Annotated in this window: 23 protein-coding genes and 1 pseudogene; 13 read left to right on the plus strand and 11 right to left on the minus strand. The window is 59.9% G+C overall.

Annotated features, from left to right (window positions below):
• The 8 genes and pseudogenes from PQR54_RS13825 to PQR54_RS13860 all read right to left on the minus strand — a co-directional run bounded on the left by PQR54_RS13825 (nucleotide 1) and on the right by PQR54_RS13860 (nucleotide 8,822).
• The gene (locus PQR54_RS13825) at nucleotides 1-273 is read right to left on the minus strand and encodes a DUF3800 domain-containing protein (protein WP_408247156.1); all 273 of its coding nucleotides are present in this window, start codon (nucleotides 271-273) and stop codon (nucleotides 1-3) included.
• Nucleotides 216-1,130 carry a DUF3800 domain-containing protein gene (locus tag PQR54_RS13830; protein ID WP_408246479.1) on the minus strand — a complete coding sequence of 305 codons (915 nt, stop codon included), beginning with the start codon at nucleotides 1,128-1,130 and terminating at the stop codon, nucleotides 216-218. The genes PQR54_RS13825 and PQR54_RS13830 overlap by 58 nt, the downstream gene beginning before the upstream one ends.
• A 464-nt stretch (nucleotides 1,131-1,594) precedes the next feature.
• Nucleotides 1,595-2,302, minus strand: a complete 708-nt coding sequence (gene gmtX / locus PQR54_RS13835; protein ID WP_408246481.1) for a gamma-mobile-trio protein GmtX — start codon at nucleotides 2,300-2,302, stop codon at nucleotides 1,595-1,597.
• 460 nt (nucleotides 2,303-2,762) lie between these two features.
• Nucleotides 2,763-5,360, minus strand: coding sequence for a gamma-mobile-trio integrase GmtZ (gene gmtZ / locus PQR54_RS13840; RefSeq protein ID WP_408246483.1), 2,598 nt, complete (start codon nucleotides 5,358-5,360; stop codon nucleotides 2,763-2,765).
• Nucleotides 5,357-6,739, minus strand: a complete 1,383-nt coding sequence (gene gmtY, locus PQR54_RS13845) for a gamma-mobile-trio recombinase GmtY (RefSeq protein ID WP_408246485.1) — start codon at nucleotides 6,737-6,739, stop codon at nucleotides 5,357-5,359. The genes gmtZ and gmtY overlap by 4 nt, the downstream gene beginning before the upstream one ends.
• Nucleotides 6,740-6,761: 22 nt before the next feature.
• Nucleotides 6,762-7,637, minus strand: coding sequence for a DNA/RNA non-specific endonuclease (locus PQR54_RS13850; protein WP_408246487.1), 876 nt, complete (start codon nucleotides 7,635-7,637; stop codon nucleotides 6,762-6,764).
• 106 nt (nucleotides 7,638-7,743) lie between these two features.
• Nucleotides 7,744-8,082 (minus strand): annotated as a pseudogene (locus PQR54_RS13855) (DNA/RNA non-specific endonuclease); the annotation flags it as partial.
• Between the two features lie 380 nt (nucleotides 8,083-8,462).
• Nucleotides 8,463-8,822, minus strand: a complete 360-nt coding sequence (locus PQR54_RS13860) for a DUF3564 domain-containing protein (RefSeq protein WP_408246489.1) — start codon at nucleotides 8,820-8,822, stop codon at nucleotides 8,463-8,465.
• 160 nt (nucleotides 8,823-8,982) lie between these two features.
• Here PQR54_RS13860 and PQR54_RS13865 point away from each other — a divergent pair, with 160 nt between their 5' ends.
• The gene (locus PQR54_RS13865; protein ID WP_408246491.1) at nucleotides 8,983-9,669 is read left to right on the plus strand and encodes a DUF4410 domain-containing protein; all 687 of its coding nucleotides are present in this window, start codon (nucleotides 8,983-8,985) and stop codon (nucleotides 9,667-9,669) included.
• 72 nt (nucleotides 9,670-9,741) lie between these two features.
• Here PQR54_RS13865 and PQR54_RS13870 read toward each other — a convergent pair whose 3' ends face one another.
• Together PQR54_RS13870 and PQR54_RS13875 are read right to left on the minus strand one after the other, a co-directional pair.
• Nucleotides 9,742-11,445, minus strand: coding sequence for an acid phosphatase (locus PQR54_RS13870; protein WP_408246493.1), 1,704 nt, complete (start codon nucleotides 11,443-11,445; stop codon nucleotides 9,742-9,744).
• 98 nt (nucleotides 11,446-11,543) lie between these two features.
• A complete protein-coding gene (locus PQR54_RS13875; protein ID WP_408246495.1) occupies nucleotides 11,544-11,831 on the minus strand; it encodes a hypothetical protein in 288 nt (95 codons plus the stop codon).
• On the opposite strand from PQR54_RS13875, the gene PQR54_RS13880 reads away from it, so the two are divergent.
• Both PQR54_RS13880 and PQR54_RS13885 read left to right on the plus strand, forming a co-directional pair.
• Nucleotides 11,830-12,045: a hypothetical protein gene (locus PQR54_RS13880; protein WP_408246497.1), complete on the plus strand. Its 216-nt coding sequence runs from the start codon at nucleotides 11,830-11,832 to the stop codon at nucleotides 12,043-12,045. The genes PQR54_RS13875 and PQR54_RS13880 overlap by 2 nt on opposite strands.
• A gap of 64 nt (nucleotides 12,046-12,109) precedes the next feature.
• Nucleotides 12,110-13,084, plus strand: coding sequence for an IclR family transcriptional regulator (locus tag PQR54_RS13885; protein ID WP_408246499.1), 975 nt, complete (start codon nucleotides 12,110-12,112; stop codon nucleotides 13,082-13,084).
• 90 nt (nucleotides 13,085-13,174) lie between these two features.
• Here the strand turns inward: PQR54_RS13885 and PQR54_RS13890 are convergent, their stop codons facing one another.
• Nucleotides 13,175-14,248, minus strand: coding sequence for a porin (locus PQR54_RS13890; protein WP_408246501.1), 1,074 nt, complete (start codon nucleotides 14,246-14,248; stop codon nucleotides 13,175-13,177).
• 441 nt (nucleotides 14,249-14,689) lie between these two features.
• Here PQR54_RS13890 and PQR54_RS13895 point away from each other — a divergent pair, with 441 nt between their 5' ends.
• From PQR54_RS13895 to PQR54_RS13940, 10 genes are read left to right on the plus strand one after another with little or no spacing between them, the layout of a single operon-like run.
• Entirely contained in the window at nucleotides 14,690-15,004 is a 315-nt protein-coding gene (locus PQR54_RS13895; RefSeq protein ID WP_012428841.1) for a non-heme iron oxygenase ferredoxin subunit, read from the plus strand.
• Between the two features lies 1 nt (nucleotide 15,005).
• On the plus strand, nucleotides 15,006-15,317 hold the full coding sequence (locus PQR54_RS13900; protein ID WP_408246503.1) for a recombinase-like helix-turn-helix domain-containing protein: 312 nt from the start codon (nucleotides 15,006-15,008) through the stop codon (nucleotides 15,315-15,317).
• Between the two features lie 48 nt (nucleotides 15,318-15,365).
• Entirely contained in the window at nucleotides 15,366-16,460 is a 1,095-nt protein-coding gene (locus PQR54_RS13905) for an aromatic ring-hydroxylating dioxygenase subunit alpha (RefSeq protein ID WP_408246505.1), read from the plus strand.
• The gene (locus tag PQR54_RS13910; RefSeq protein ID WP_408246507.1) at nucleotides 16,453-17,220 is read left to right on the plus strand and encodes an SDR family oxidoreductase; all 768 of its coding nucleotides are present in this window, start codon (nucleotides 16,453-16,455) and stop codon (nucleotides 17,218-17,220) included. Before PQR54_RS13905 ends, PQR54_RS13910 begins: the two co-directional genes overlap by 8 nt.
• A 26-nt stretch (nucleotides 17,221-17,246) precedes the next feature.
• Entirely contained in the window at nucleotides 17,247-17,774 is a 528-nt protein-coding gene (locus tag PQR54_RS13915) for a cupin domain-containing protein (RefSeq protein WP_408177558.1), read from the plus strand.
• A 45-nt stretch (nucleotides 17,775-17,819) separates the two neighbouring features.
• Nucleotides 17,820-18,710, plus strand: a complete 891-nt coding sequence (locus PQR54_RS13920) for an alpha/beta fold hydrolase (protein WP_408246511.1) — start codon at nucleotides 17,820-17,822, stop codon at nucleotides 18,708-18,710.
• A complete protein-coding gene (locus PQR54_RS13925; RefSeq protein ID WP_408246513.1) occupies nucleotides 18,711-19,595 on the plus strand; it encodes an IclR family transcriptional regulator in 885 nt (294 codons plus the stop codon).
• Nucleotides 19,595-20,392: an SDR family oxidoreductase gene (locus PQR54_RS13930; protein ID WP_408246515.1), complete on the plus strand. Its 798-nt coding sequence runs from the start codon at nucleotides 19,595-19,597 to the stop codon at nucleotides 20,390-20,392. The genes PQR54_RS13925 and PQR54_RS13930 overlap by 1 nt, the downstream gene beginning before the upstream one ends.
• Nucleotides 20,385-22,043, plus strand: coding sequence for a thiamine pyrophosphate-binding protein (locus PQR54_RS13935; RefSeq protein WP_408246517.1), 1,659 nt, complete (start codon nucleotides 20,385-20,387; stop codon nucleotides 22,041-22,043). The genes PQR54_RS13930 and PQR54_RS13935 overlap by 8 nt, the downstream gene beginning before the upstream one ends.
• Nucleotides 22,036-22,866, plus strand: a complete 831-nt coding sequence (locus PQR54_RS13940) for an aspartate dehydrogenase (protein ID WP_408246519.1) — start codon at nucleotides 22,036-22,038, stop codon at nucleotides 22,864-22,866. The genes PQR54_RS13935 and PQR54_RS13940 overlap by 8 nt, the downstream gene beginning before the upstream one ends.
• The last annotated feature ends 34 nt before the right edge of the window (nucleotides 22,867-22,900 follow it).

Below are 22,900 nucleotides of genomic sequence, written 5' to 3' on the forward strand. Positions count from 1 at the left end.
TCAAATCTTGAAAAGCACCGCCGAATCTATTTCCGCTGCGACGCCTTCCTCCAATTGCAGGCCCAAAACATCCATTATGCGGTCAGCGATATCATCCTTAAAGTTTCGATCGCCTCGAAAATTGAGCCGTCGATTCGCGGCTCCTGCTATTACGTCGGCAAGCTGTATAAGAGCGCTTTCTTTTGACGACACCGCGTTGAAGCGCTCGTCAAGTGTTACTCCATCGAGATGGGCACGTTCGACCCTTCTGCTACCGTATTCCGAATCTCTGATAAGACGATTCGGTCAATCGATTGTTCCTCGTCCACTGTCACGCCAACGTGGCGCGGCACCCCAACCCGCCCGCTCTCGATCTCGTGACGCAGACCACGCACCAGCATCATCTCGTGCAGCCGCCGCACGATTTCTTCAATGGAGCGCCGGGTGTTGCGCTTGGGCATCGCCATCAATTTGAAGCTCAAATACTCCCGGTTCGCAGCCACAATATTCAGGTACTCATCCACAGCGTGCAAATCTCCACGGCCAAACGCGGAAAAGTGCATTTCACGCTTCGCAAATTTCGAACCAGTCTGCCAATCTTTGATGGCCTTAGTCACGTCATAGACGGCACGCCCATTCAATACCCAAACTGAACCGATGATCACGTGCTCCTCGTTCTTGCCAGTCTCGTCCGAGAAGACTTGCAGCGTTTGCCTTGGCGCGTCATCACCCAGTACCGCCTCACGCATGTCGTCTTCGCGGCTCTTGCGACGCCGTCGTATCTGGTCTTCGGCTTGAAACAACTCATATTCGTTCTGAATCTTCGCCCGCGCCCGAACAAGAAACGGAACCCGATCGAGTTTAAAAAAATCTGCTGGTTTGATTCCTTCTGGGTTGTACAGTTCAGGCTGGAATGTCTCCCAGTATTTCAGAGATAGCGTGACGTCACTATTGCGCGCAGCGGGATGCAAATTAAGGATATGCGCGACTCGCGTTTGCTGATTTGAAAAATCACCTCCGGCAAGTGATGCAATCAAACTCTCTTTCGCTTTAAGCCGAGCGGCGGCTCGTTTGACTTCGAGATCGACGGCGGCTTCTCCCTCGGGCGCGCCGGCAGGTCGATGTGCGTTTTCTGCGTTTTGGTCTTCCATTGATGGCCTCTCGTCTTTGTTTATACAACGCTATGCATTGCCCGCCTTTGCGTCACTCCGAGAGGTACCCTCTCGTCGCTTTTATATTGATTGTGCGCTCACTTTCGCGACTTCAGTGGTAGTCTGATGCGTATTGCATGATGCAAAATGTGCGACAAAACTACGGTGCAGGAGTGATATGCCGCACGGCCGGCACCGTTACCAGCGGCGGCCACTGGCGGCCGCACGCTGCCTCTCACAACCGGCGCAACGCGGGCCGCTCTCACACTCCGGCAAATCAAACGAATCGCGTCACAAGTCCGCCGCGTCTAGTTCATTCGGTTCCACGTTCTTCTGGCGCGTGATCGAACTCGTTGGCAAGTTCTTGATTTATGAGGACACCAAGTCCAACGAATTCCGTTCCCCTGCAGAATGCCCTAGATGCGCTCCGAGCGTATCCCGTTTGCAATTTGCATCTTAATGCATTACCGAGGTCGGCTCGAGGCGGAGACGCCATGATTGTCTAGAATCGCCTGAATCGCGGTAGCGAAAGAAGGGGGGAATAGCTTGTCGCCATGATCGTTCTGAACGCTGCCGTCTACGGCTACCTGCAAGCCTTGCTGTGCAAGGCGAGTTTCATCGAGGCCTTTTCGCAGAGCAGTGAGCAGGCGCGGAGATAGCGCTGTGGGGGCGTTTTCATGAGTCAGGTTTGGTCGTTGGGTCTCCGCCTTGGGTAATGCGGTTCCCACCTGAAATGTCTTGAAGGCGGCGTGTAAGTTGTCATTGACTACCTTCAGTCGCTTAGCTTCATCGAGTGCCACCCGGAGGATCGATCGAATACTGGGATCGGTAATCAGTGCTAGGGCCTGCTCCACGTTAGATTTGGTTTTGGCCACGTATCGAGTCGCACCACTGACCGCGTTCGCATACGCGGTGATAATTTCCCGATAGTGAGCGCCTTGGGTATTTCGAAGACTCTGCGTCTTTGGTCCGTCGAGCTTTTCTAGGCGTCGCCCCACTTCAGCAAGAGAGTAGTCTCTGCCGCCCTCGTCCTGAATCATCTTGAGCACCTCCCATAACTTATCGAGGTTCTCAACTTTGGACGATTTGGTTGTCATGTTTCTGTGCATCTGATAAAGCTGTCGGGCATCTCGCAAAATGTCGAGGGTCGTTGAGGCATATTGCTTGGTCATGATTGTTCCAATACATGCGGAGATCTGGCCGAAGCCAAGGTCTTGGGCTCTAGGCGCTCTAGTTCGCCCATAAAGGCTTTGTCCAGCCCGAGCGCTTGCAGCGTGGTACGGCCGTCGACTAGTGCGTGTACTGTGCTTAGGTCCAAACGGGCATATAGAAATCTGGCCATGGCGTTGGCCACATGAAGGGTGGCTTCGTCATCGAGCAAAGAGAGGCGCGGTTCATGCCCGGAATTGCGAAGCATTCGGTCAAACAGTCTCGCTCGTTCAAGATTCGGGCGCTGCCAGTTGATATGCAAGCCGTCGAATAGCGTTGCACTTGTGCAGATGCGATTGAGCTGATCGAATTCGTGGCTTTCAGACAGGACGGCTTCCAGCTGTCCGGTGCCGCCCGCCGCAACGAGCGAGAGACCATCGCCAAGGTACCTGGAAGCGATGTGAAGACATTGTTCGGTGAGGGCTACGCTGACTGAAGGCTCAAAGCAATACCGTCCACCTCTGCTGTCGCTGATTCGAAAGCAGTTTCAGCAAGTTCCAAATCTCGCTGCTGATGGAAAGGCCTCTTCTCCCCCAGAACAGCTGCGTGGGCGTCGACTAATGTGTCGAAATTCACTTGAGCTTTCTCGAACGTGAAGGAGGCTTTCTTTAGCCGATATGCCAAATCATTTACATGCGCCTCCAACCCAAAGAGGAAGGCTGGACCGGTCATAAAAAACCGGCAACGTGTGCAATTCGTAGCGCCGCCTGGTACAGCTTGATAGCGAGTGACGCCGACGGCGGGGTCTGTGACCGCCAAGCCTTCATGACAGCGTTTGGCCGCGACAGGACAGATTCCGTGGTCCATGACCAGCATCCCCACACCAGTTCCGCTTGCTGTCGCGTCCAGTGCGGAGGGATGCCGAAAGGCAACAGCGTGCTCCAGTTCCTGCCGACTGGCTCGCTTAATGAAGCCAGCCATTTCCGTCTGTGACTTACGTTGACGTTCCAGTAACGCCTTGTCCATACGCAAGCTCAAAGTCTCCGCATTGATCTTTGTGTAGTAGAGCGTCATCAGAACAGTGGCGTGGCCGACGATCTTCATTAAGTATTCCGGCGGAACGCCTTCTTCGTACATGGCGGTAATGATGGAGACCCGCCGGCTATGCAGATCGAAGGTCGCGGATGTGGGTTGCCCCGTATGGTCCCGGGCCAGAATCAACTTAATAGCGTCGCCATTGCTGAGATTTTCGCCGCCCTCCGCTAGGCGATGCTCCATTTCGTCCATTAGCTTCAGCCACAGATTGCGCACACGCGTATCGGTTATAGGCAGGTCCGGACGAGTCTTGTTGGCTGGGTCACGAAACAGGAAGAAGTTGGACCCCATCTTGGCAAGATCGTCGGCATGCTTGATCTTCTTTAATTCAACGATGTCAGACCACGCGGTAGGTCCTTTTACCGGATTGTACTTCTCCTGCCAGTTGCGCAGGTCCTTCAGGAGTTTTAACGCGTCCTTCTTCTCCCAAGGCATGAGATAGCCCTTCACAACGCTCTCAATGTCCGCGGTCTTATTGGTATTGAAATAGAACACTGCGCCGTCAGTGCCATCCCTGCGCTTATACTTTCGGAACACGCCACGTTCAATTGGTTTTCCGGCAACCGGTGGTCGATGAACGCCTTGGTTAATTTCCCACAGATCGTCGCATTCGTAGCGAAAGGTATCTCCTTCTCCACTATCGAGCATGCGTACCTGGTAGGTTCGGGCGGGCAACAGGAGTTTGATCAGGATGGCGTACGCCCTCACTGGGCTCCACACCGTGTCGAATTCGCCGGTTTCCGGATTTAGCCATCGGAAAGCATCGTTGATACGCCCAGCTTCTTTGGCCCAAGCGAAGTCGTTCTCCGTCAGAATGTGAGCTGCAAGGCAAATCATTCGAGTCGGCATGGCCTCCCTATGGGTTTCGCCTTTATTCACGTTCTTGTAGCTTGGCTTCGGAAGTGGATTTACAAAACCCGGCATCAAGATGGGAACTTCATTGTCGTTCGGCTGGGCGCAGACCTTGAAGAGCACTTCGTTCAGGAATTCGTGGATAACTGCCATGACTCGACGGCCCTTGTTCCCAGGCGTGACGAACAGCGCCTCCGGCCGTCGCCGGACGTCAAAATACTCGGCCGGATTGCGCGGCAATTCCGGATGATCAAGGTAATGCTTTAGAAAGTTGTTGAGAGAAGACTTCCGTTTTCGGAAGTTTGTTGGATTGGTTTCTAGATGCTCAATGGCTAACCGCGCCCAGCTAGCCATTGCGGGGTCATTCGAGACCAGCCAGGCGAAATTCTCGTCTCGCGCTAGATGACCCATCTTGGACTTGAAAAAGCCGAAGTCTTCGGGAGCCCAGCTAATGGCTTGCTGATGGTGTTCTTCTCGCAAGACATTCAACACACCTTGAATTCCAGTGGAACGCAGTTTGCCGCGCCGAGTACGGTCCTCTATAAGATAAAACGTTTTCGGGGTAATGTCGCCAATTTCCATGATGCCGGCCCGCGACAAGATGTGGTCCAAGATGAATCGGAAGTTGGCTGCGTCGTCTGTGCCGCCTCTGTTCAGATACGAGCGAATCCGCGTCAGATAGGACAAGGGTTGTTCGGTGAATCCTGGGTTGGCCAGCATTAGCGCAGGATTGGAAAACGGAACTTGTTCTTTCGCGGGCCAGGCGATAGCGCCACAAGACCAAAGTTGCAGGAGCAGCACGACCAGCAGTTGCTGGAAAATATGCACTGAACTGGTAGTCAACCGATCGCGATACTGGATAACAAGGACGGCGTGCAACGCCTCGGCTACGTCCTCACGAGACCGGCATTCAGCCAATACCGCCACCGCCGCACGCAGTCGTGGCGGAGGACGCCTTTCGGGAGGAGCCGCCTCGATCTTTCTCAGCCAGCCAGTCGCAATCGTTGCCACGTCTGCAAAACTGATGACGGGCGATACGAGATACTGGTCAAGCGCATCGTTTATATATATGGTTCGGCCGGTCAGTTCGCTGGTCGCGACGGAATACTGGTCGAGCTGGCAAATCAGAGTCATTCGGCTTCCTTAAATTCAGGCAACGTCGAAATTGACACCTTGTCAATTGCGTCAACCACCCTCGCGAGACCTAGCTGGCGATAGACCTCTTGGCTTTTGGAGTTAAGGTGGTGCATCGCGACTTGCCCTTCCTTGTCGCCTAAGCCAAGTTCATTAAGCCACTGACCGTAACGGTGTCGGAGTCCGTGGCTTGACGTACCAGCCCATTTGGCAGGTGTTAGCCCAATACGACGTACGGCGGACCTGAACGAATCGTCAAAGCCCTCTACGCCCAAGGGCTGGCCGTGCTTGGTGACGAATGCCCAAGGAACGTGCGGAGTGACGGGCCGAACATACTGAATATAAAACCGCCATAGTGTCAGGAAAATCCGTCCGGCATTCCTATCAACCCAGATGACCTGGAAAGCTTTGCGTTCTCGGTGTGTCAGCAGACATCCTTTCCATCCAGCATGCCGACGGCCAGTTTCCCGAGTCAACGGTTTTCGGCCTCCGCAAAAGCGTTGCAAAAAGTCGGCGCGGACGATTTTTCGGCGGTTTCCGGTGAATGGGTCAGTGTATTCGGCCATGCCATCGCTAGGGTCGTGGATCAAAACAAGCGCCATGTCTGGATGGTCCGGATCTACGAATACATCGTCAGCCCACAGGTGGAGGGGCTCCGAGGCGCGGCAACCACCGTAGGCACACAGCAGCGTAATGAGGATGTCTCGCAAGTTGTATTTCACCCATGGTCGTGGGTCGCCTTCGTTACCGGGATTGGCAAATCCATTCCATAGCAAATCATTCAGACGGTCGGCTGGAAAAGCCTTGGCTTCTTCCAGCATCCCATTCCGCGTCCTAGGCAAGCCAGCCTGGCGCACTGCGAAAACACTTTCGGCAACTCGGCGATGACTCTTCGTGTGCGCCAAGAGAGAACCGCTCTTCTGTTTATTCCATTTGCGCCAGAAAATAAGTTGGTCGGCGGCCGATGCTTGATGATGAATTGGGTTCAGCATCGTGGCGCTATGACGGCGGCTTAACCAGTCGCTCAACTCCAAAAGTGCGTTTATTAGCCGTTTAAGATTTTGATGACTGGTCGGCGTCCAGTTCAGCCCGTGGACGTCCAGGCAATTTTGGTATGTGCCAAAGCGTAAGTCATGGACAAATGCCGTGTAGAGCAGGCTACGTTTCGATGTCTCCTCGAACTCATCCGCCCGCACCGAGAGCCATTCGATGAACCGCCCCGCTGCTTGGGCGTAGCTGCGCTCGGAGGAAAGAGAAACGCACTTTTCTCGGAAAAATTCGAGAAGTGGTTCAAACGGCACCGAGCCAACGAGAAGCAAGATGGTCGGTGTGCCTGCACGGATATTGTCCCGGACGAGAACAGATTCCGTATAAATCATTGGGATGATGAACCCTCGATCTTCAGGAGCGGCCGACCGAACCGACCACCGGCAGATCGTCCAAAAAGTGCAGGCCGGTGGCGCTCACGAACGTTGCGTAGTCCAAAGGCCGTTCGATCCCAGTTTGAGCATTGGGAAGAACATAAGCCCACGCGCGCCGTGAAGACTCGTCATACACCAGCTTAAACAATCGGGTGGGCACCCACACCTGGTTTTTTCCAATTGTCGAGTAGCCCTGATCAAAGAGCGGGCCGGTAAAAACGAAGACGTTTCCTTTCGCTCGTCGGGCAAACTTCCGGACGTCGCCTTCGATTTTGTTCCAGACCTTTCTGTTATTTGTTGGGTCTTGGGGCACCATGTTCGAAAGCGCGAATGACTGAGCCATTGCCTTCTGATTTGGTGCGTCTGCGGCTGGCGCCTGATGCCCTCGGTCCAATGACGGGTGCTGGCCCCGGTAGTCACTCAGTTCCGCGCGACCGCCTTGGGGAATGCGCGGGTCAGGATAGAACTGATTGGTCCTTTCTTCACCCTTGGCATCCTGAAGCTGGGCCGCTGTCAGCCGCTCGACAACCACCAGCGGCGTTTTGCTGGTTTTCGAGTACACCACCGCAAAGTTGTCCGAACACAGCGCCAATGGTTTCATATATGCCGCGACCTGACCAATGTCTAGTGGCTTTCGCGCCGGGAATTGTTCGATACAAGCTTCGAATGAAAGCTGCTTCTGCGGCGACGAATATAGAGCCAGCGCTTCATTCCGCCCGAGGGGATTAGCGGGGTGCTCTTGCCTTTCATGCGGCATAGCGAGCTTTACGAAGTCTCGTAGGCCGCGACTGTCAGTGACCCCGATCGAGAGCAGCAAGAAGGCTGTCAGGCACGCCGCTATTTTTCGTACGGTCATAGCTTCCCAATTTGGATTATTGGCGACCGAGTATAGGGTGTCGAGTATAAATACTCAAATGCAAACTTTGCTATGCCGCGTTAAGTATATTTTTCACCGGGTATAACATGTGACCGCGATCGAATCCGCTGCGTTTGTAGTCCGCGAGCGTGGCGCCTTCGCCGTCCGGCAGGCGCGCGTCTTCGAAGAACTTGTTGGTGCGCACCATGTCTTTGGCGGCCTCGATATGATCGCGCGTCAGATGTTCGGCGGACCACAGCGGACCGTGCGTAATGCCCGAATGCAAAACCGCGAAATCGCTATAACAAAGCATGCGCGTTTTCGGCGCCATCTTCTGATTGCTCAGAACCGGCCATTGCGAATTCGGTGTGAATTGAGTGCAGGAAGGCGCTGCGCTGGCGTGAGCGGCAACGGCGAACAACAGACAGGCAAACCACTTCTTCATGTGTCAGTCAGTCGAGGGATGGGGGCGCAAGTATAGCGTTGCGAGCCCATCTCGCGCGACGTGAAATGCAGGGGAAACACCGGAGGAGAAAACGGATTCGCGCGTGGAGCGCTCTCATGAACAAGATGCCGCGTGGCGCGCACGGAGACGTCTACATCTCGCCGCGCCAAAAAAAACGGGCCGCCTTGCAGCGACCCTAATGCGTGGATTTCCAACTCTACTCACGCAAACTTAAGGCGACCTTAAATGCGCGAGCGACAAAATGGCAATCAGAGAATCAAAAAAGCGGCGTACGAACGCACGTACGAAATGACGCATGCGAGAGCGGACCGCCCGCTCGCGCATGCGTCATTTCGACCGATAAAAATAAGTGCTGAAACCTAATTGCCGAACACGCTGTGTTCGGCGCGGACCTGTTGGCGGTCCACTGCTTGCAGACGCCAGAAACCGCTGGTCGGTGCGCGCGTCGGCAGGGCGGTCCATGCCGCGGCGCCTTGCGCGGCGCTCACGCGCTGCTTGCGGTCCACGTGCAATCCGCGCAGCGTGCACAGCGGCGCATCCGTGCTAGGCGCACAGAGAGTCGTCACGCCGTTATCGTCGCGTAGTTCGCCCCAGGGGGGCAGATCGATCCCTTGATGTGCTTCTCTCGACCACCGGTGTTCGTCGGTGTCGAGCCATAACACAGCGTAGTCGTGGCTGACGGTGGGATCAGAACCGTTGATCAGGATGGTCAGTCGCATGGCGGGTTCCGTACAAAATGCGAAGTTGTGCTTTAACAGTCTATGCTGCAACGGGCGTTATGCAAGACAAACCGTATGACGATCGGGCACGAAAAAACGGACGCATGCTGCGCGCGGTTGTACGATAGCCGCGTCCTGTTGACGTTCGCGAAGGCACGCCATGTTGCATCGATTTCTGCAATGCACGGTGATGGTGGGATGCCTGAGCGCGGTGGCCTCCGTCAACGCTGAAGCGGACAGTGCGCCGTTCGCGGCGCCCGCCCCGGTCGTCTATGTCGCCGACTTCGATCTGGACGTCGCGAACGTGACGCCGGACAGCGGACCGGGCCAACGGGTGCGCCGCCTGCGCGGCTTGCTGCCGAGCGGACCGGGACCGATGGGCCAGGACAAGAATCCGCAGGACCACGCCAAACATATCGTGGACGAAATGGCGGACGCGCTAACGGACGATCTGAAAAAGGCGGGCGTCGATGCGCACCGCAGTGTGCCGGGTCAGCCGCTGCCGACTGTCGGTTGGCAAGTGCGCGGCGTGTTTTTGAGTGTCGACGAAGGCAATCGCCTCAGGCGTGCGATGGTCGGTTTCGGCGCCGGCCAGAACGACATTCAGGTGGCGGTGTCGTGCGACAGCCTCGGCGCGCCTGATTTGCCGCCGCTATATCAGGCCGTCGACGAAGCCGACAGCAAGGGCATGCCGGGCGCCGCCATCAAACTGAATCCGTACGTGATCGCCGCCAAGTTCGTGATGGCGAGCGGCGACGAGAAGAAGACGATCAAGAAAACGGCCCAGCAGATTGCAGATGCGGTGGTTGCAAAACTGCACGGCGCTGCGCAGTCGAAGCCGCAGTAATTCGAGTTGAAATGCCTGGGGCCGCGCGCGCCGCAGGCATTCCAAGTCACGAACGTTCCAGCGTTCAAGCGCTCAAGCCAGATCCAACGTGCCTGTCAAATCCCCCAGCGGCGCGAGTCCGTTGCTCGCGAATGCCCGATCGCGCGCCACCACGCCGTCGAGCGGTGCGAGGCCATGCACGCGGCTGATCAGTCGCAAAATCGAATTGGTGTCGTACACCGTGTGGTCGACGTAACCCTTCTTCGCCAGCGGCGAAATCACCAGCGCGGGAATCCGCGAACCCGGACCCCAGCGATCGCCCTTCGGCGGCGACACGTGGTCCCACCAGCCGCCGTTCTCGTCGACGGTGACGACCACGACCGTGTTCGCCCACTGCGGCCCGCGTTGAATATGCTCGATCACCGTCGCGATGTGACGGTCGCCCGATGCGACATCCGCGTAACCCGCGTGCATGTTCAGATCGCCTTGCGGCTTGTAGAAAGTGACCGACGGTAAGCGTCCTGCATCGATATCGGCGATCAGGTGGTTGGTCGATGCGTCGTTGCCGAGACCGCCGTCGCGCAGATACTTGCGCCGCGCCGAAGTGCCCGGCGCGTAATTCGTGAAGTAGTTGAACGGCTGATGGTGATACTGGAAGTCGGGCACGGCGCCGGTGTCCTGATGCTCCAACGCGTACTGCCACGCGCCGCTGTACCATGCCCAGTCGACACCCTTGTCGGTCAGCCGGTCGCCGATCGTCGCGTAATTCTGCGGCGGCAGCACGCGCGGATTCGACAGGTCCGCGAAGGCCGGATTGCCGCCTTCAGCGGGCCGCACATTGCTTGGCTGATACGGCGGGGCCATGGTGTTGACGGCGTAGCCGTCGGCGGTGAATGCGCCGTCGTTGACGAATTTCGGCGGGCCGTCGAGCGCGGAAGCGGGCGACTCTTCCGACTGCTTCAGCCGCGCGCCGGTCGGATCGTCGCCTTCCACCACGGACACCATCTTCTTCGCCGGGCTGTTCTGAATGTCGGGATAGAACGGCGCCTGCGCCGAGATCAGAAAGATGTGGTTCAGCCACGAGCCGCCGAAAGCCGCCATGAAGAAGTTGTCGCACAGCGTGTACTGCTGCGCGAGATTCCACAGACGCAGCGTGTCGGCGGAATTACGGTAATGCCCCATCACCAGGCCGCCGGAATCGCCCCATGCGGCGAACTGGTTGTTGCGGCCGGCGTTGATCTGCATCTGGTTCTGATAGAAGCGATGCACGAGGTCGCGCGTGATCACACCGGTCGGCAGTGGCGCGCCCTGCGCGTCGGCGATATGGAACGGGCGGTTGTGCAGGTTGACGATATCCTTCTGGCCGATCATGTAGCGCTTGCCGTCGACTTCCTGCGCTTGCGGCACGAGGCCGCCCCAGATGGCCGGCAAGCGCGGCAGCGGCGTCTTGCCGTCGCGGTCGAGTTGCAGATAACGCTCTGCGTTCACGGCATCGAGCGGATGCTGGACGCCGGGGAAATTGCCGTACAGGTTCGCGAAGCTGCGATTCTCCGCGTAGATCACGACGATGTGCTTCACCTGATCGTGAAGTGCGGCGTCGAGGCGCAGGTCGGCGGCGCTGCGCGGCGCGCCGGTGCTCGACACGCTTTGGTCGGTTTTGCAGCCCGTCAGCGCCAGTCCGATACCGACCGCTGCCAGGCCGGTAAGGACTCGGCGGCGTTCGGGGTCGTCGGGGGCGTTATCAGCGTTATTGGCGTTGTCGGCGTTCGGCGGCAGGGTGGAGTCGTGATCGGTCATCAGTGGGTTCCGAAGTGGCTGTGCCGGACACTAGGGCGCCGCTCGGAGCGGCGTGCGCGCGGCACCGGTTGCGGATTCGAAGCAGCTATAGATGCAGGTTAAGGCAGCCGGCGCTTCACGCGCCAGCTGTTATGCGTGGCGTCGACGGCAAGCAGAAGCCAATGCCGCGTGTCGACTGGGTGACGCTTTTGCGTGGCATAGCGGTCGACCATCAATTCGAGTTCGTCGAGCGCCCGGCGATGGCAGGTGGCATTGGCGCCGGAACCATCCGCGAATTCGACAACGGCGGATGCCCCTCGGGCCGGCTCGGGCAAGTGCGCGATGCGCACCGCACAGCCCGGATAAAGGTGCGAGTCGGCAACCTGAATCTGAATGGAATCGGACATGAGCATGGCCTCCGGACGCCTGAGCGGAGCGAAAGCGCGGCAGCGAGGCCTCGCGCAATGGACCGCTTCAAAGCATAGCACCGCGTTAAATGGTGGCGGTGCAGCAATTGACATGGTTAACCACGATGCGGCGTTCGACGCGCGCTTGGTGGCGATCGACGAGCGCGCGGCTCGTGGCCACTGCATCACGCGGAAGAAATGGCGAAGGCGGTGAGGGCGGCGCGCCACGCGCTATCATGCTGATCTGACCTTGATGAACAGCAGAAACGGCAGCCAAGATGGCAAAAGAAGAGCAGACAGGAGCGGGACGCAAGCACGCGAAGCCACGCGGTGCGGCAGCGTCGATTTCGCAGGAAGACGCGTTGCCGCCGGCCCAGGCAAATGACGCCGAGTCCCAGGATTCCACCGACGAAGAGAGCGCCGGCGGATCGACTTATCTCGTGCCGGGCCTCGAACGCGGCCTGCGCATTCTGGCGGAATTCAGTGCGCGTGAGCCGGTACTCGGCGCGCCCGAATTGTCGAAGCGCATCGGCATTCCGCGCACCACCACGTTCCGGTTATTGCAGACGCTTGAAGCGCTCGGCTTTCTCGAGCGCGTCAACGGCGACCGTTATTTCCGCTTGAGCGTCGCGGTGTTGAGGCTCGGCTTCGAATATCTGAGTTCGCTCGAATTGACCGATGTGGGCACGCCGATTCTCGAACGCCTGCGCGACGCCACGGGACTGAGCACGCATCTGCTGATCCGCGATCAGCGCGACGTGGTGTTCGTCGCCAAGGCGCAAACCCATGCGCCGATGTTCAGCTCGGTGAAGGTGCATGTCGGCACGCGTTTGCCCGCGCATGCGACGGTGCACGGCCAGGTGTTGATGGGCGATCTGACTTTCGAGGAATTGCGGCAGCTGTATCCCGAGCCGCAACTCGAACGTTTCACCGAGCGCACGCCGGCCACCGTCGAAGAACTGTATGAAAGAGTGCGTGAAAGCGCGGCGCTCGGTTATGCGCTGAGCGAGGCGTCGTTCGAGCGCGGCATTTCGGTAGTGAGCGCGCCGGTGCGCGATCAGAGCGGCAAAATCGCGGCGGCGTTGACCGTCACGATTCCGCGTTCGGATATAGGCGAAGCCGAAGAGCGCGAGCCGCTCATCATCGCAGTTTGCCAGGCGGCGCTCGAACTGTCCGAGCGGCTCAGCTACCGGCCGCGTCCGGACGATCCAACGGCGGTTCAGGCGCGCCGCAAGTCGGTGGCGGCGGGCTGATTCCGCTTCTATTTCAGCATTCACTTCAGCGCTAGTCCGGCTGCGTTCGTTGCCGGACTAGCCGCTTCGGATCACAGTCTCATCAGCGCATCAGAACGAGTGATGGATGCCGGTCAGAATGATCGTCTGGTTACGTCCACTCGACACACCCGCCGTAAAGAACGCCGCATCCGTGTTTGAACCTGCGCGCTCATACAGCGCGTTCACGTACAACTGCGTCGACTTCGACAGCGCGTAGATGTCGCCGATTTCGAACTGCGTCCAGCGATGCCCCGCCAATGTCGTCGTCGCGGCGCCACCGGCCAGGGTGTTAAACGGCGTGAACTGGTAATTCGCGCCGACGTCGTAACTCTGATAGGTATTCGAGTGGGAACCCGACTCGAGTTTCACGCGCGTGTACAAACCGTGCACCAGCAGCTTGCCGAACTGATATGAGGCGCCCGCACCCATGTTCTCGACCTTGTCGGCGGTATAGGTCGCAGCGGCCACGCCCTGGAAGTTGGTGATGCCCGTCGTGACGATCGACGGCGTGCGGTCGTGCTCGTTTGCGTACGTCGCACCGGCCTTGAACGGACCGTTCGCATAGCTAAGCGCAAAGCTCAGTGTCTTGCCGGTCGAGAAGTTGGTTGTGTTGCCGAGACCCATCATCGCGCCGACCTGGAAGCCGCTGAAACTCGCCGAGCGGAACTTCACCGAATTGTCGAACGGCACCACGCCCGTGTCGGCGAGTTCGTCGATGTTGCCCGGGTGAAACGCGTACCAGCTCGCCGCCAGATAAGCCGTGCTCAGCGGACCCAACACGTCGAAGCTGAACGGCGTCTGATGACCGAGGGTCACCGTTCCTATCGAGTCTGAACTCAGACCGACAAACGCCTGGCGATTGAACAGCACGCCGGCTTTAGCAAATGCACCGGTGTTCGTATAGAAGCCGTTTTCCAACTGGAAGATCGTCTTCAGGCCGCCGCCCAGATCTTCCACGCCCTTCAGGCCCCAGCGGTCAGGCTGCATGTTGCCTTGTTCTTCCATCCACTTCGAATGGCCGCCTACATTGCTGATATACGCGACACCGGCATCCAGGCTGCCGTATAGCGTCACACTGCTTTGCGCCCATGCGCCTGTCGTTGCGCAGATTGCCGTCAAGCCGGCCGCAATGATGTGCTTCACCGTTGGTTCTCCTGATCACGCGACGGGTAGCTCTCGCCAGATTCGTCGACCCTGATCCTTGCTTTGGGTTGAATGCAGCTCTGGGGTTTATGCGCCAAAACTGCTACGCTTTATGTTCCACCTATGGGCGTCTGTATCGCCTATGGAAAAGTATAGTGACTCTGTGAGTGGTCAAAATAAATTTTCGGACCCCGTACAAACCCGCATAAGGGCTGGCGGATTCGTCTGAAAATATGGCCGAAACCGTTGCCTGATAAGGCTTTGCGAAGACCGGAGCCTTTGGCGCGCGTTCCCATGACGTTGTCTTGCAAGCGCCACACTCGGTGTTTTCCCCTACCAGTCGAGATTTTTATTTTCTCTGGCCAAAGCCGCTCCTATAATTATCCATACACGAACTGATGTTCCTTGTATGGAACATAGGGCTTCAGGAGAAGGCGAGAAATGACTGAACAATGGCGCTGCGCCGGCCATGCCGGCGACCTGTCCGATGACGCGCCGCTCGAGTTCAAGCTCGACGGCACCGAGATCGGCATCTACAAGGTGGGCGATGCGCTGTACGCGCTGGAAAACGTCTGCCCCCATGCGTACGCGTTGCTGACGCAGGGCTTTGTCGACGGCGACACCGTCGAATGCCCGTTGCACGAAGCCGTGTTCCATATCCCGACCGGCAAATGCTTGAAAGAGCCCGGTGGCCGCGACCTGAAGGTGTACTCGGTGCGCCTCGCCGGTGAAGAAATCCAGATCAAGGTGGAATGACATGCGAGAGCAAATCGTGAACTTCAATCCTTTCCTGAAGCCGTGGCTCGCGCCGCAGCCGAACAATGTCGCGGGCAAGGGCGTGATCGAAAAGCCGGGCGAGACCGAGAACTTCATCTGGCAAACGCGCAAGGCCGAGCCGACGCAATACGAGAACGATTTCGGCGACGCGCTCGAAAAAGTCTTCGAAGCGGGTGCGGTGGAGTTGCAGGAAGTGGTCGACGGTTTGAACCGCGTCGGCTTCCGCACCCCGGAAGGCAGCACGTGGAACGCCGAGCGCCTCGCCGCCGAATTCCGCCTGCTCGCCGAATAAGCGCGCTATCCCGAACACGTTCATCGCATTCGTATCCGGAGTCTCTTCATGACGTCCCCCAATACAACTCAAGCCGCGGCAGATCCGATCCAGTCCTATCTGGACAAGGGCTTGCGTAACTACTGGTATCCCGTTGCACCGAGCTGGCAAGTCGGCGACGCGCCGGTCGGCATCACGCGTCTCGGCGATCAGATCGTGCTGTGGCGCGACAAGGAAGGCCAGGTCCGCGCGCTCGAAGATCGCTGCCCGCACCGCGGCGCGCGTCTGTCGCTCGGCTGGAATCTCGGCGGCAGCGTCGCGTGCTGGTATCACGGCATTGAAGTCGATGGCAGCGGTGAAGTCGTCAAAGTGCCGGCCGTCTCGAACTGTCCGCTGGAAGGCCAGAAGTGCGTGAAGTCGTATCCGGTCGAAGAGCATGCAGGCGCGATCTTCCTGTGGTTCGGCGACGAAGCGCACAAGGAACCCACGCCGCTCGTGCTGCCGGAAGAACTGGTTGGTGAGGAATACGCGAGCTTCCTGTGCATGTCGCACTGGAAGTGCAATTACCAGTACGCGATCGACAATGTGATGGACCCGATGCACGGCGCCTATCTGCATGCGACGTCGCACTCGATGGCCGAAGGCGACAAGCAGGCCGACATGCGCGTGCGCAAGACCGAAACCGGACTGATGTTCGAAAAGGTCGGCCAGCGCGATGTGAATTTCGACTGGGTGGAACTCGGCGAAACCGGCACGCTGTGGATGCGTCTCGCGATTCCGTACAAGAAGAAGTTCGGCCCGGGCGGCAGCTTCGGGATCATCGGCTTTGCAACGCCGGTCGATGGCGACAACTGCCAGGTTTACTTCTGGCGCACTCGCAAAGTGTCGGGCTGGCAACGCGACGCATGGCGCTTCCTGTATCGCAATCGTCTGGAAGGTCTGCATTGGGCCGTGCTGGAGCAAGACCGCTATGTGCTGGAAAGCATGGCGCCGAACGCGCGCGCTCATGAATTCCTGTATCAGCACGACGTCGGCATGACGCGAGTGCGCCGCATGTTGCGTCAGCGCGCACAGCAGGACTTTGCCGCGCTGGAAGCGCATCGCGCTGAAGCGGCAAAAGCAGGCGCCGCGCAACCGGCGGAAGCAGGCCACAGCCATGCATAACGACGCGTCCGCAGCGCTCAACGGCCGGCGCGTCCTCGTAACGGGCGGCGCGCGTGGTCTCGGCGCGGCATTCGTCCGCTCGCTGGTGCAGGCCGGTGCGCAAGTCGTGTTCGGCGACGTGCTGCACGACGAAGGCCGCGCGCTCGCAGCATCGCTCGCCGAGCAAGGACATGCAGTCAGTTACGTGCCGCTCGATCTCGCCGACCCCGCCAGCATCAAGCAATTCGCCGAACAAGGCGCGGCGCAACTCGGCGGGCTCGACGCACTGATCAACAACGCGGCGATCACCAACTCCGGCGGCAAGTTCGCCGACGAGTTGTCTGTCGATACGTGGGACGCCGTGATGAACGTCAACGTGCGCGGCACCTGGTTGATGAGCACCGCCGCGCTGCCGTATCTGCGCGACTCGGGCCGCGGCAGCATCGTCAACATTGCCTCGGACACGGCGATGTGGGGTGCGCCGAAGCTGCTCGCTTATGTCGCCAGCAAAGGCGCGGTGATTTCGATGACCCGCTCGCTGGCGCGTGAATTCGGCGCGCATCAGGTGACGGTCAACGCGATCGCGCCGGGACTGACCGAAGTCGAGGCGACCGCCTACGTGCCCGCCGAGCGTCACGAGTATTACCTGCAAGGCCGCGCGCTTACGCGCGCACAAGTGCCCGACGACGTCACCGGGCCCGTACTGTTCCTGTTATCCGATGCCGCTCGCTTCGTGACCGGCCAACTGCTGCCGGTCAACGGCGGCTTCGTGATGAATTGATCTTGTCGAATCGAAAGGAGAAAGAGATGGCGGACGCCGATATCGAACGCAAATCGTGGGACCAACCCGCGGACGCGAGTTTTGCCCAATGGCTGGACACGCGCGTCGCGCGCCTGGAAACGCGTCGCTACGACTGGGACGCGCTGAAGTTTCAGGCCGACTACGACCCGAAGTATCGCCGCGCGCAAATGCGCTATGTCGGCACGGGCGGCACGGGCGTCGCGAAAGACATGAACACGGTGCCCGCCGGCGGCTTTACGTTTTCGACGATGGTGATTCCGGCGGGCAACATCGGCCCGAGCCATATTCATATGGATGTCGAAGAAATTTTCTTCGTGCTGCGCGGCAAGATGAAGGTGATCTGCGAGAAAGACGGCGAAACATGGGAAGCGGTGCTCGGCGAACGCGATCTGATCTCGGTGCCGCCGGGCGTTTATCGCACGGAAATCAACGTCGGTGAAGAAGACGCGTTGATGTGCGTGATGCTCGGTTCGCCGAAGCCCATTACGCCGACGTATCCGCCGGATTCGCCGCTGGCCAAGCTCAAGCGCTAAGCCTTCAAACGCTTCCGCAGTTTTAAAACACCCGCGAAGGAAATCATGTCCGCAGTCCCGTCCGTTACAGCTGACCAACACGCTACGCTCGAAGCCCGCCTTGCGCGCTTTCCGGCGCAGCAGATCTGGCTGGCCTCGCAACGCGCAGTGAGCTATCGCGAAGTGGATAGCGCCGACAGCAGCGCGTTGCCGCTCGTGCTGTTGCACGGTATCGGGTCGGGCGCGGCGTCGTGGGTGCAGCAGTTCGAAGGACTCGGCGCGACGCGCCGCGTGCTGGCGTGGGATGCGCCGGGTTATGGCGCATCCACGCCGGTCGCGGCGGAATCGCCCGCCGCAGCCGATTACGCGGGTGTGTTGAAAGAGTGGCTGGACGCGCTCGGCATCGAGCGCTGCGTGCTGCTCGGTCATTCGCTCGGCGCGATCATCGCCGGCGCGTTTGCCTTGGCGCACTCGCAGCGTGTGGCCGGTTTGCTGCTGTTGTCGCCGGCTGGTGGGTACGGCGCAGCTTCTGCGGAAGTGCGTAACACGAAGCGCGATCAGCGCCTCGCCATGCTGAACGAACTCGGCCCGCAAGGCCTCGCTGAAAAACGCAGCACGAACATGCTGTCCGCTCACGCGAGCGACGAAGCGCGCGCATGGGTGCGCTGGAACATGTCGCGCGTGATCCCGCACGGCTATGCGCAGGCCACGCATCTGCTCGCCAACGCCGACCTAGCCAGCGACCTCGCGCGCTTTAACGGCCGCATCAACGTGGCCGTCGGCGCCGACGACACCATTACGACGCCCGAAGCCTGCGAGCGACTCGCACTGGCCGCGGGCACCAAACTGCAGGTCGTGCCTCGCGCGGGTCACGCCGGCTATATCGAAGCACCCGCCGCGTACACCGCGATCATCGACACGTTCTGTCGCACGAGCGACGGACAACGGAGCCAATGAATGACGCCCGACACCGTTAACGCCGAGCGCGACGCGGACGAAGACCGCAACGACACCACCGGCGACACCGCTTACCGGGTGCCCGGTCTCGAACGCGGTCTGAAGATTCTCACGGAGTTCTCGCCGCGCGAGCCGGTTCTCGGCGCACCGGAATTATCCAAGCGCCTGAAGATTCCCCGCACGACGGTGTTCCGTCTGTTGCAAACGCTCGAATCGCTCGGCTTTCTGGAGCGTGCCGACAAGGACCGCAACTATCGCCTCGGCGTCGCGGTGCTGCGGCTCGGTTTCGAATATCTGAGCTCGCTCGAATTGACCGACCTCGGTTTGCCGATCATCGAGGCGCTGCGTAACGAAACGGGCCTTACCAGCCACATCGTGATTCGCGATGGACGCGATGTCGTGTTCGTCGCCAAAGCGCAAAGCCACGCGCCGATTTTCAGTTCGGTGAAGGTGAACGTGGGCACGCGTCTGCCGGCTTACGCCACGACGCACGGCCAGGTGCTGATGGGCGACCTGACGCTCGACGAGTTGAAGAAGCTCTATCCCGAGCCGGAACTCGAGCGCTTCACGAAGCAGACGCCGATCACCATCGACGACCTGTACGAACGGATTCGCGACGACGCGCGGCGCGGTTTCGCGATCAGCGAGTCGTCGTTCGAACGCGGTATTTCGGTGGTGAGCGCACCGGTGCGCAACGACACAGGCCGCATCGTCGCCGTGATCACGACGACGATTCCGCGCCACGAGATCGACGCGTCGCTGCTCGACAGCGGCCTGATCGACAAGGTTCGCCGCGCCGCCGACGAACTTTCGCAGCGGCTTAACTATCGGCCGAAGGGTGGCGCGAAGTCGGGCAGCAATTACATGAAGGCATTGGGGCTCTGATGATCCAGATCGATTTGAACGGGCAGGTAGCGGTGGTAACGGGCGGATCGTCCGGCATCGGCCTCGCGACCGCCGAACTGTTTCTGCGAGCGGGCGCTTCGGTCGCGATCTGCGGCCGCGACACCGAACGTCTCGCGCAAGCGGAAACGAAGCTGAACGCGCAGTTCCCGCAAGCGCAACTGCTGGCGCGCCGTTGCGACGTGCTCGATGCCGACGACGTGAAAGCGTTCGCGGAAGCGGTGCAGACACGTTTCGGCCGCACGGACATGCTCGTGAACAACGCAGGCCAAGGCCGCGTCTCCACTTTCGCAGACACGACCGATGAGGCCTGGCGCGAAGAACTCGACCTGAAGTATTTCAGCGTGATTCGCCCGACCCGCGCATTTCTGCCGATGCTTCGCGACGCTGCGAACCCCGCTGTGGTTTGCGTCAACTCGCTGCTGGCGCTGCAACCCGAGCCGCACATGGTCGCGACTTCATCAGCGCGCGCCGGTGTGCAGAACCTGCTCAAGTCGCTCGCGGTGGAACTCGCGCCGCAGCGCATCCGCGTCAATTCGATTCTGATCGGCATCGTCGAATCGGGTCAATGGCGCCGCCGTTACGCGAAAGAAGCGCAGCCGGGCCAGAGCTGGGAAGACTGGACCGCCGAGCTGGCGCGCAAGAAAAACATTCCGCTAGGCCGCTTCGGTCGCCCCGAAGAAGCCGCTCAAGCGCTCTTTTATCTGGCTACGACGCTGTCGTCCTATACGACGGGCAGTCATATCGATGTTTCTGGAGGCGTTGCACGACATGTCTAACAAAACCACCGTTGGCGAACTGATCGCCGCCTTTCTCGAGCAATGCGGCGTTCAAACCGCATTCGGCGTGATCTCGATCCACAACATGCCGATCCTCGACGCGATCCACAATCGCGGCAAGATCCGCTACGTCGGCGCGCGCGGCGAAGCCGGCGCGGTGAACATGGCCGATGGCCTCGCGCGTGTCTCCGGCGGCCTCGGCGTTGCGTTCACCAGCACGGGCACCGCGGCGGGCAACGCAGCAGGCGCAATGGTCGAAGCGCTGACCGCTGGCACTGCGCTGCTGCATGTCACCGGTCAGATCGAAACCGAATACCTCGATCAGGACCTCGCGTATATCCACGAAGCGCCGGATCAACTGTCGATGCTGTCGTCGATTTCGAAAGCCGCGTTCCGCGTGCGTTCCGTTGAAACCGCACTGCCGACGATCCGCGAGGCCGTGCGCGTCGCGCTCACCGCGCCGAGCGGCCCGGTAAGCGTGGAGATTCCGATCGACATTCAGGCTGCTGAAGTGGAATGGCCCGCCGATCTCGCCGCGCCGCACATCACGACGCTCACACATTGCAAGCAGCGTGTCGCGCAACTCGCCGATTCGTTGGCAACGGCCAAGCGCCCGCTGCTGTGGCTGGGCGGCGGCACGCGTCACGCGACGAAGGCGGTTGAGCGTCTGGTGAAGCTGGGCTTCGGCGTCGTGACTAGCGTGCAAGGCCGCGGCGTGCTGCCGGAAGATCATCCGGCGACGCTCGGCGCGTTCAACGTGCACACGGCGGTCGAGAGCTTCTACAAGACGTGCGACGCGCTGGTGGTGGTCGGTTCGCGTCTGCGTGGCAATGAAACGCTGAAGTACAAGCTCGCGTTGCCGCAACCGCTGTATCGCATCGACGCCGACGCGCTCGCCGACAACCGCGGCTATCGCAACGAGATGTTCATTCACGGCGATGCATCTTCGGTACTTGAAGAACTCGCGACGCTGCTCGAAGGCCGCATCAAGGTCGATCCGACGTTCGCACAGGATCTCGCTGCCGCACGCGAAAGCGCCGTCGCCGATGTGGGCAAGGGCCTCGGCCCGTACAAGCGTCTCGTCGACGCATTGCAAGCCGCAGTGGGCCGCGACTACAACTGGGTGCGCGACGTGACGATTTCGAACAGCACGTGGGGCAACCGCATGCTGAAGATTTTCTCGCCGCGTGCAGGTGTTCATGCGCTCGGCGGCGGCATAGGCCAGGGCATGCAGATGGGCATCGGCGCGGCGCTTGCGGGTAGCGCTGCGAAGACCGTTTGCCTCGTCGGCGACGGCGGTTTGATGGTCAACGTCGGCGAACTCGCAACGGCTGTGCAGGAAAATGCCAACGTGATGATCGTGCTGATGAACGACCAATGCTACGGCGTGATCCGCAATATTCAGGACGCGCAATACGGCGGCCGCCGCTGCTACGTCGATCTGCATCAGCCGGATTTCGCGCAGTTCTGCGAGAGCCTCAAGCTCACGCACTACCGCATCAAATCGCTCGATCAGGCCGATGCGATCATTCGCGAAGGCATGGCGAAAACCGGCCCGGTGCTGGTCGAAGTGGACATGCTGTCGGTCGGCTCGTTCGCCACCGCGTTTGCCGGCCCGCCGGTCAAGGAACAGGAGCCCGAACATGCGTGATGCGGGCTACGCGGGGCATCACGCACCCGTCGACGTCGCGATGATCGGCTTCGGCGCGATCGGCCAGGCAGTGTATCGCTCGGTCGCCGCCGATCCGACGGTGCGCGTGTCGCACGTGATCGTGCCGGAGCGTCACATGGCTTCGGTGCGTGAAGTAGTGGGCGACTCGGTGGATGTCGTGGCCTCCGTGTCCGCGTTGAGCAGCCAGCCGCATTTCGCGCTGGAATGCGCGGGACATAGCGCGCTGGTCGATCACGTGGTGCCGTTGCTGAAGGCCGGCACGGACTGCGCGGTCGCATCGATCGGTGCGCTGTCCGACATGTTGCTGCTCGACGCACTGTCCGCAGCGGCCGATGAAGGCGACGCCACGTTGACGCTGCTCTCCGGCGCGATTGGCGGCGTGGATGCGCTGGCCGCGGCCAAGCTCGGCGGTCTCGACGAAGTGCTGTACACCGGCCGCAAGCCGCCCACGGGCTGGCTCGGCACGCCGGCGGAACAGCTCTGCGATCTGCACGCGTTGAACGATGAGAAGGTGATCTTCGAAGGCAGCGCGCGCGAAGCGGCGCGGCTCTATCCGAAGAACGCCAACGTGGCCGCGACGATCGCGCTGGCCGGCCTCGGTCTGGACCACACCACGGTTCGACTGATCGCCGATCCGAACGTGACGCGCAACGTGCATCGCATCGTGGCGCGCGGCGCTTTCGGCGAGATGTCGCTGGAAATGTGCGGCAAGCCGTTGCCGGATAACCCCAAGACGTCCGCGCTGACCGCGTATAGCGCGATGCGTGCGCTACGCAATCGCGCGGCGCGCTGCGTGATTTAAGCCATCAGTTGATTAGCTGAAGCAAACTGGAATG

The sequence above is a fragment of the Paraburkholderia phytofirmans genome, assembly GCF_046028095.1.
Classification (GTDB): domain Bacteria; phylum Pseudomonadota; class Gammaproteobacteria; order Burkholderiales; family Burkholderiaceae; genus Paraburkholderia; species Paraburkholderia phytofirmans_A.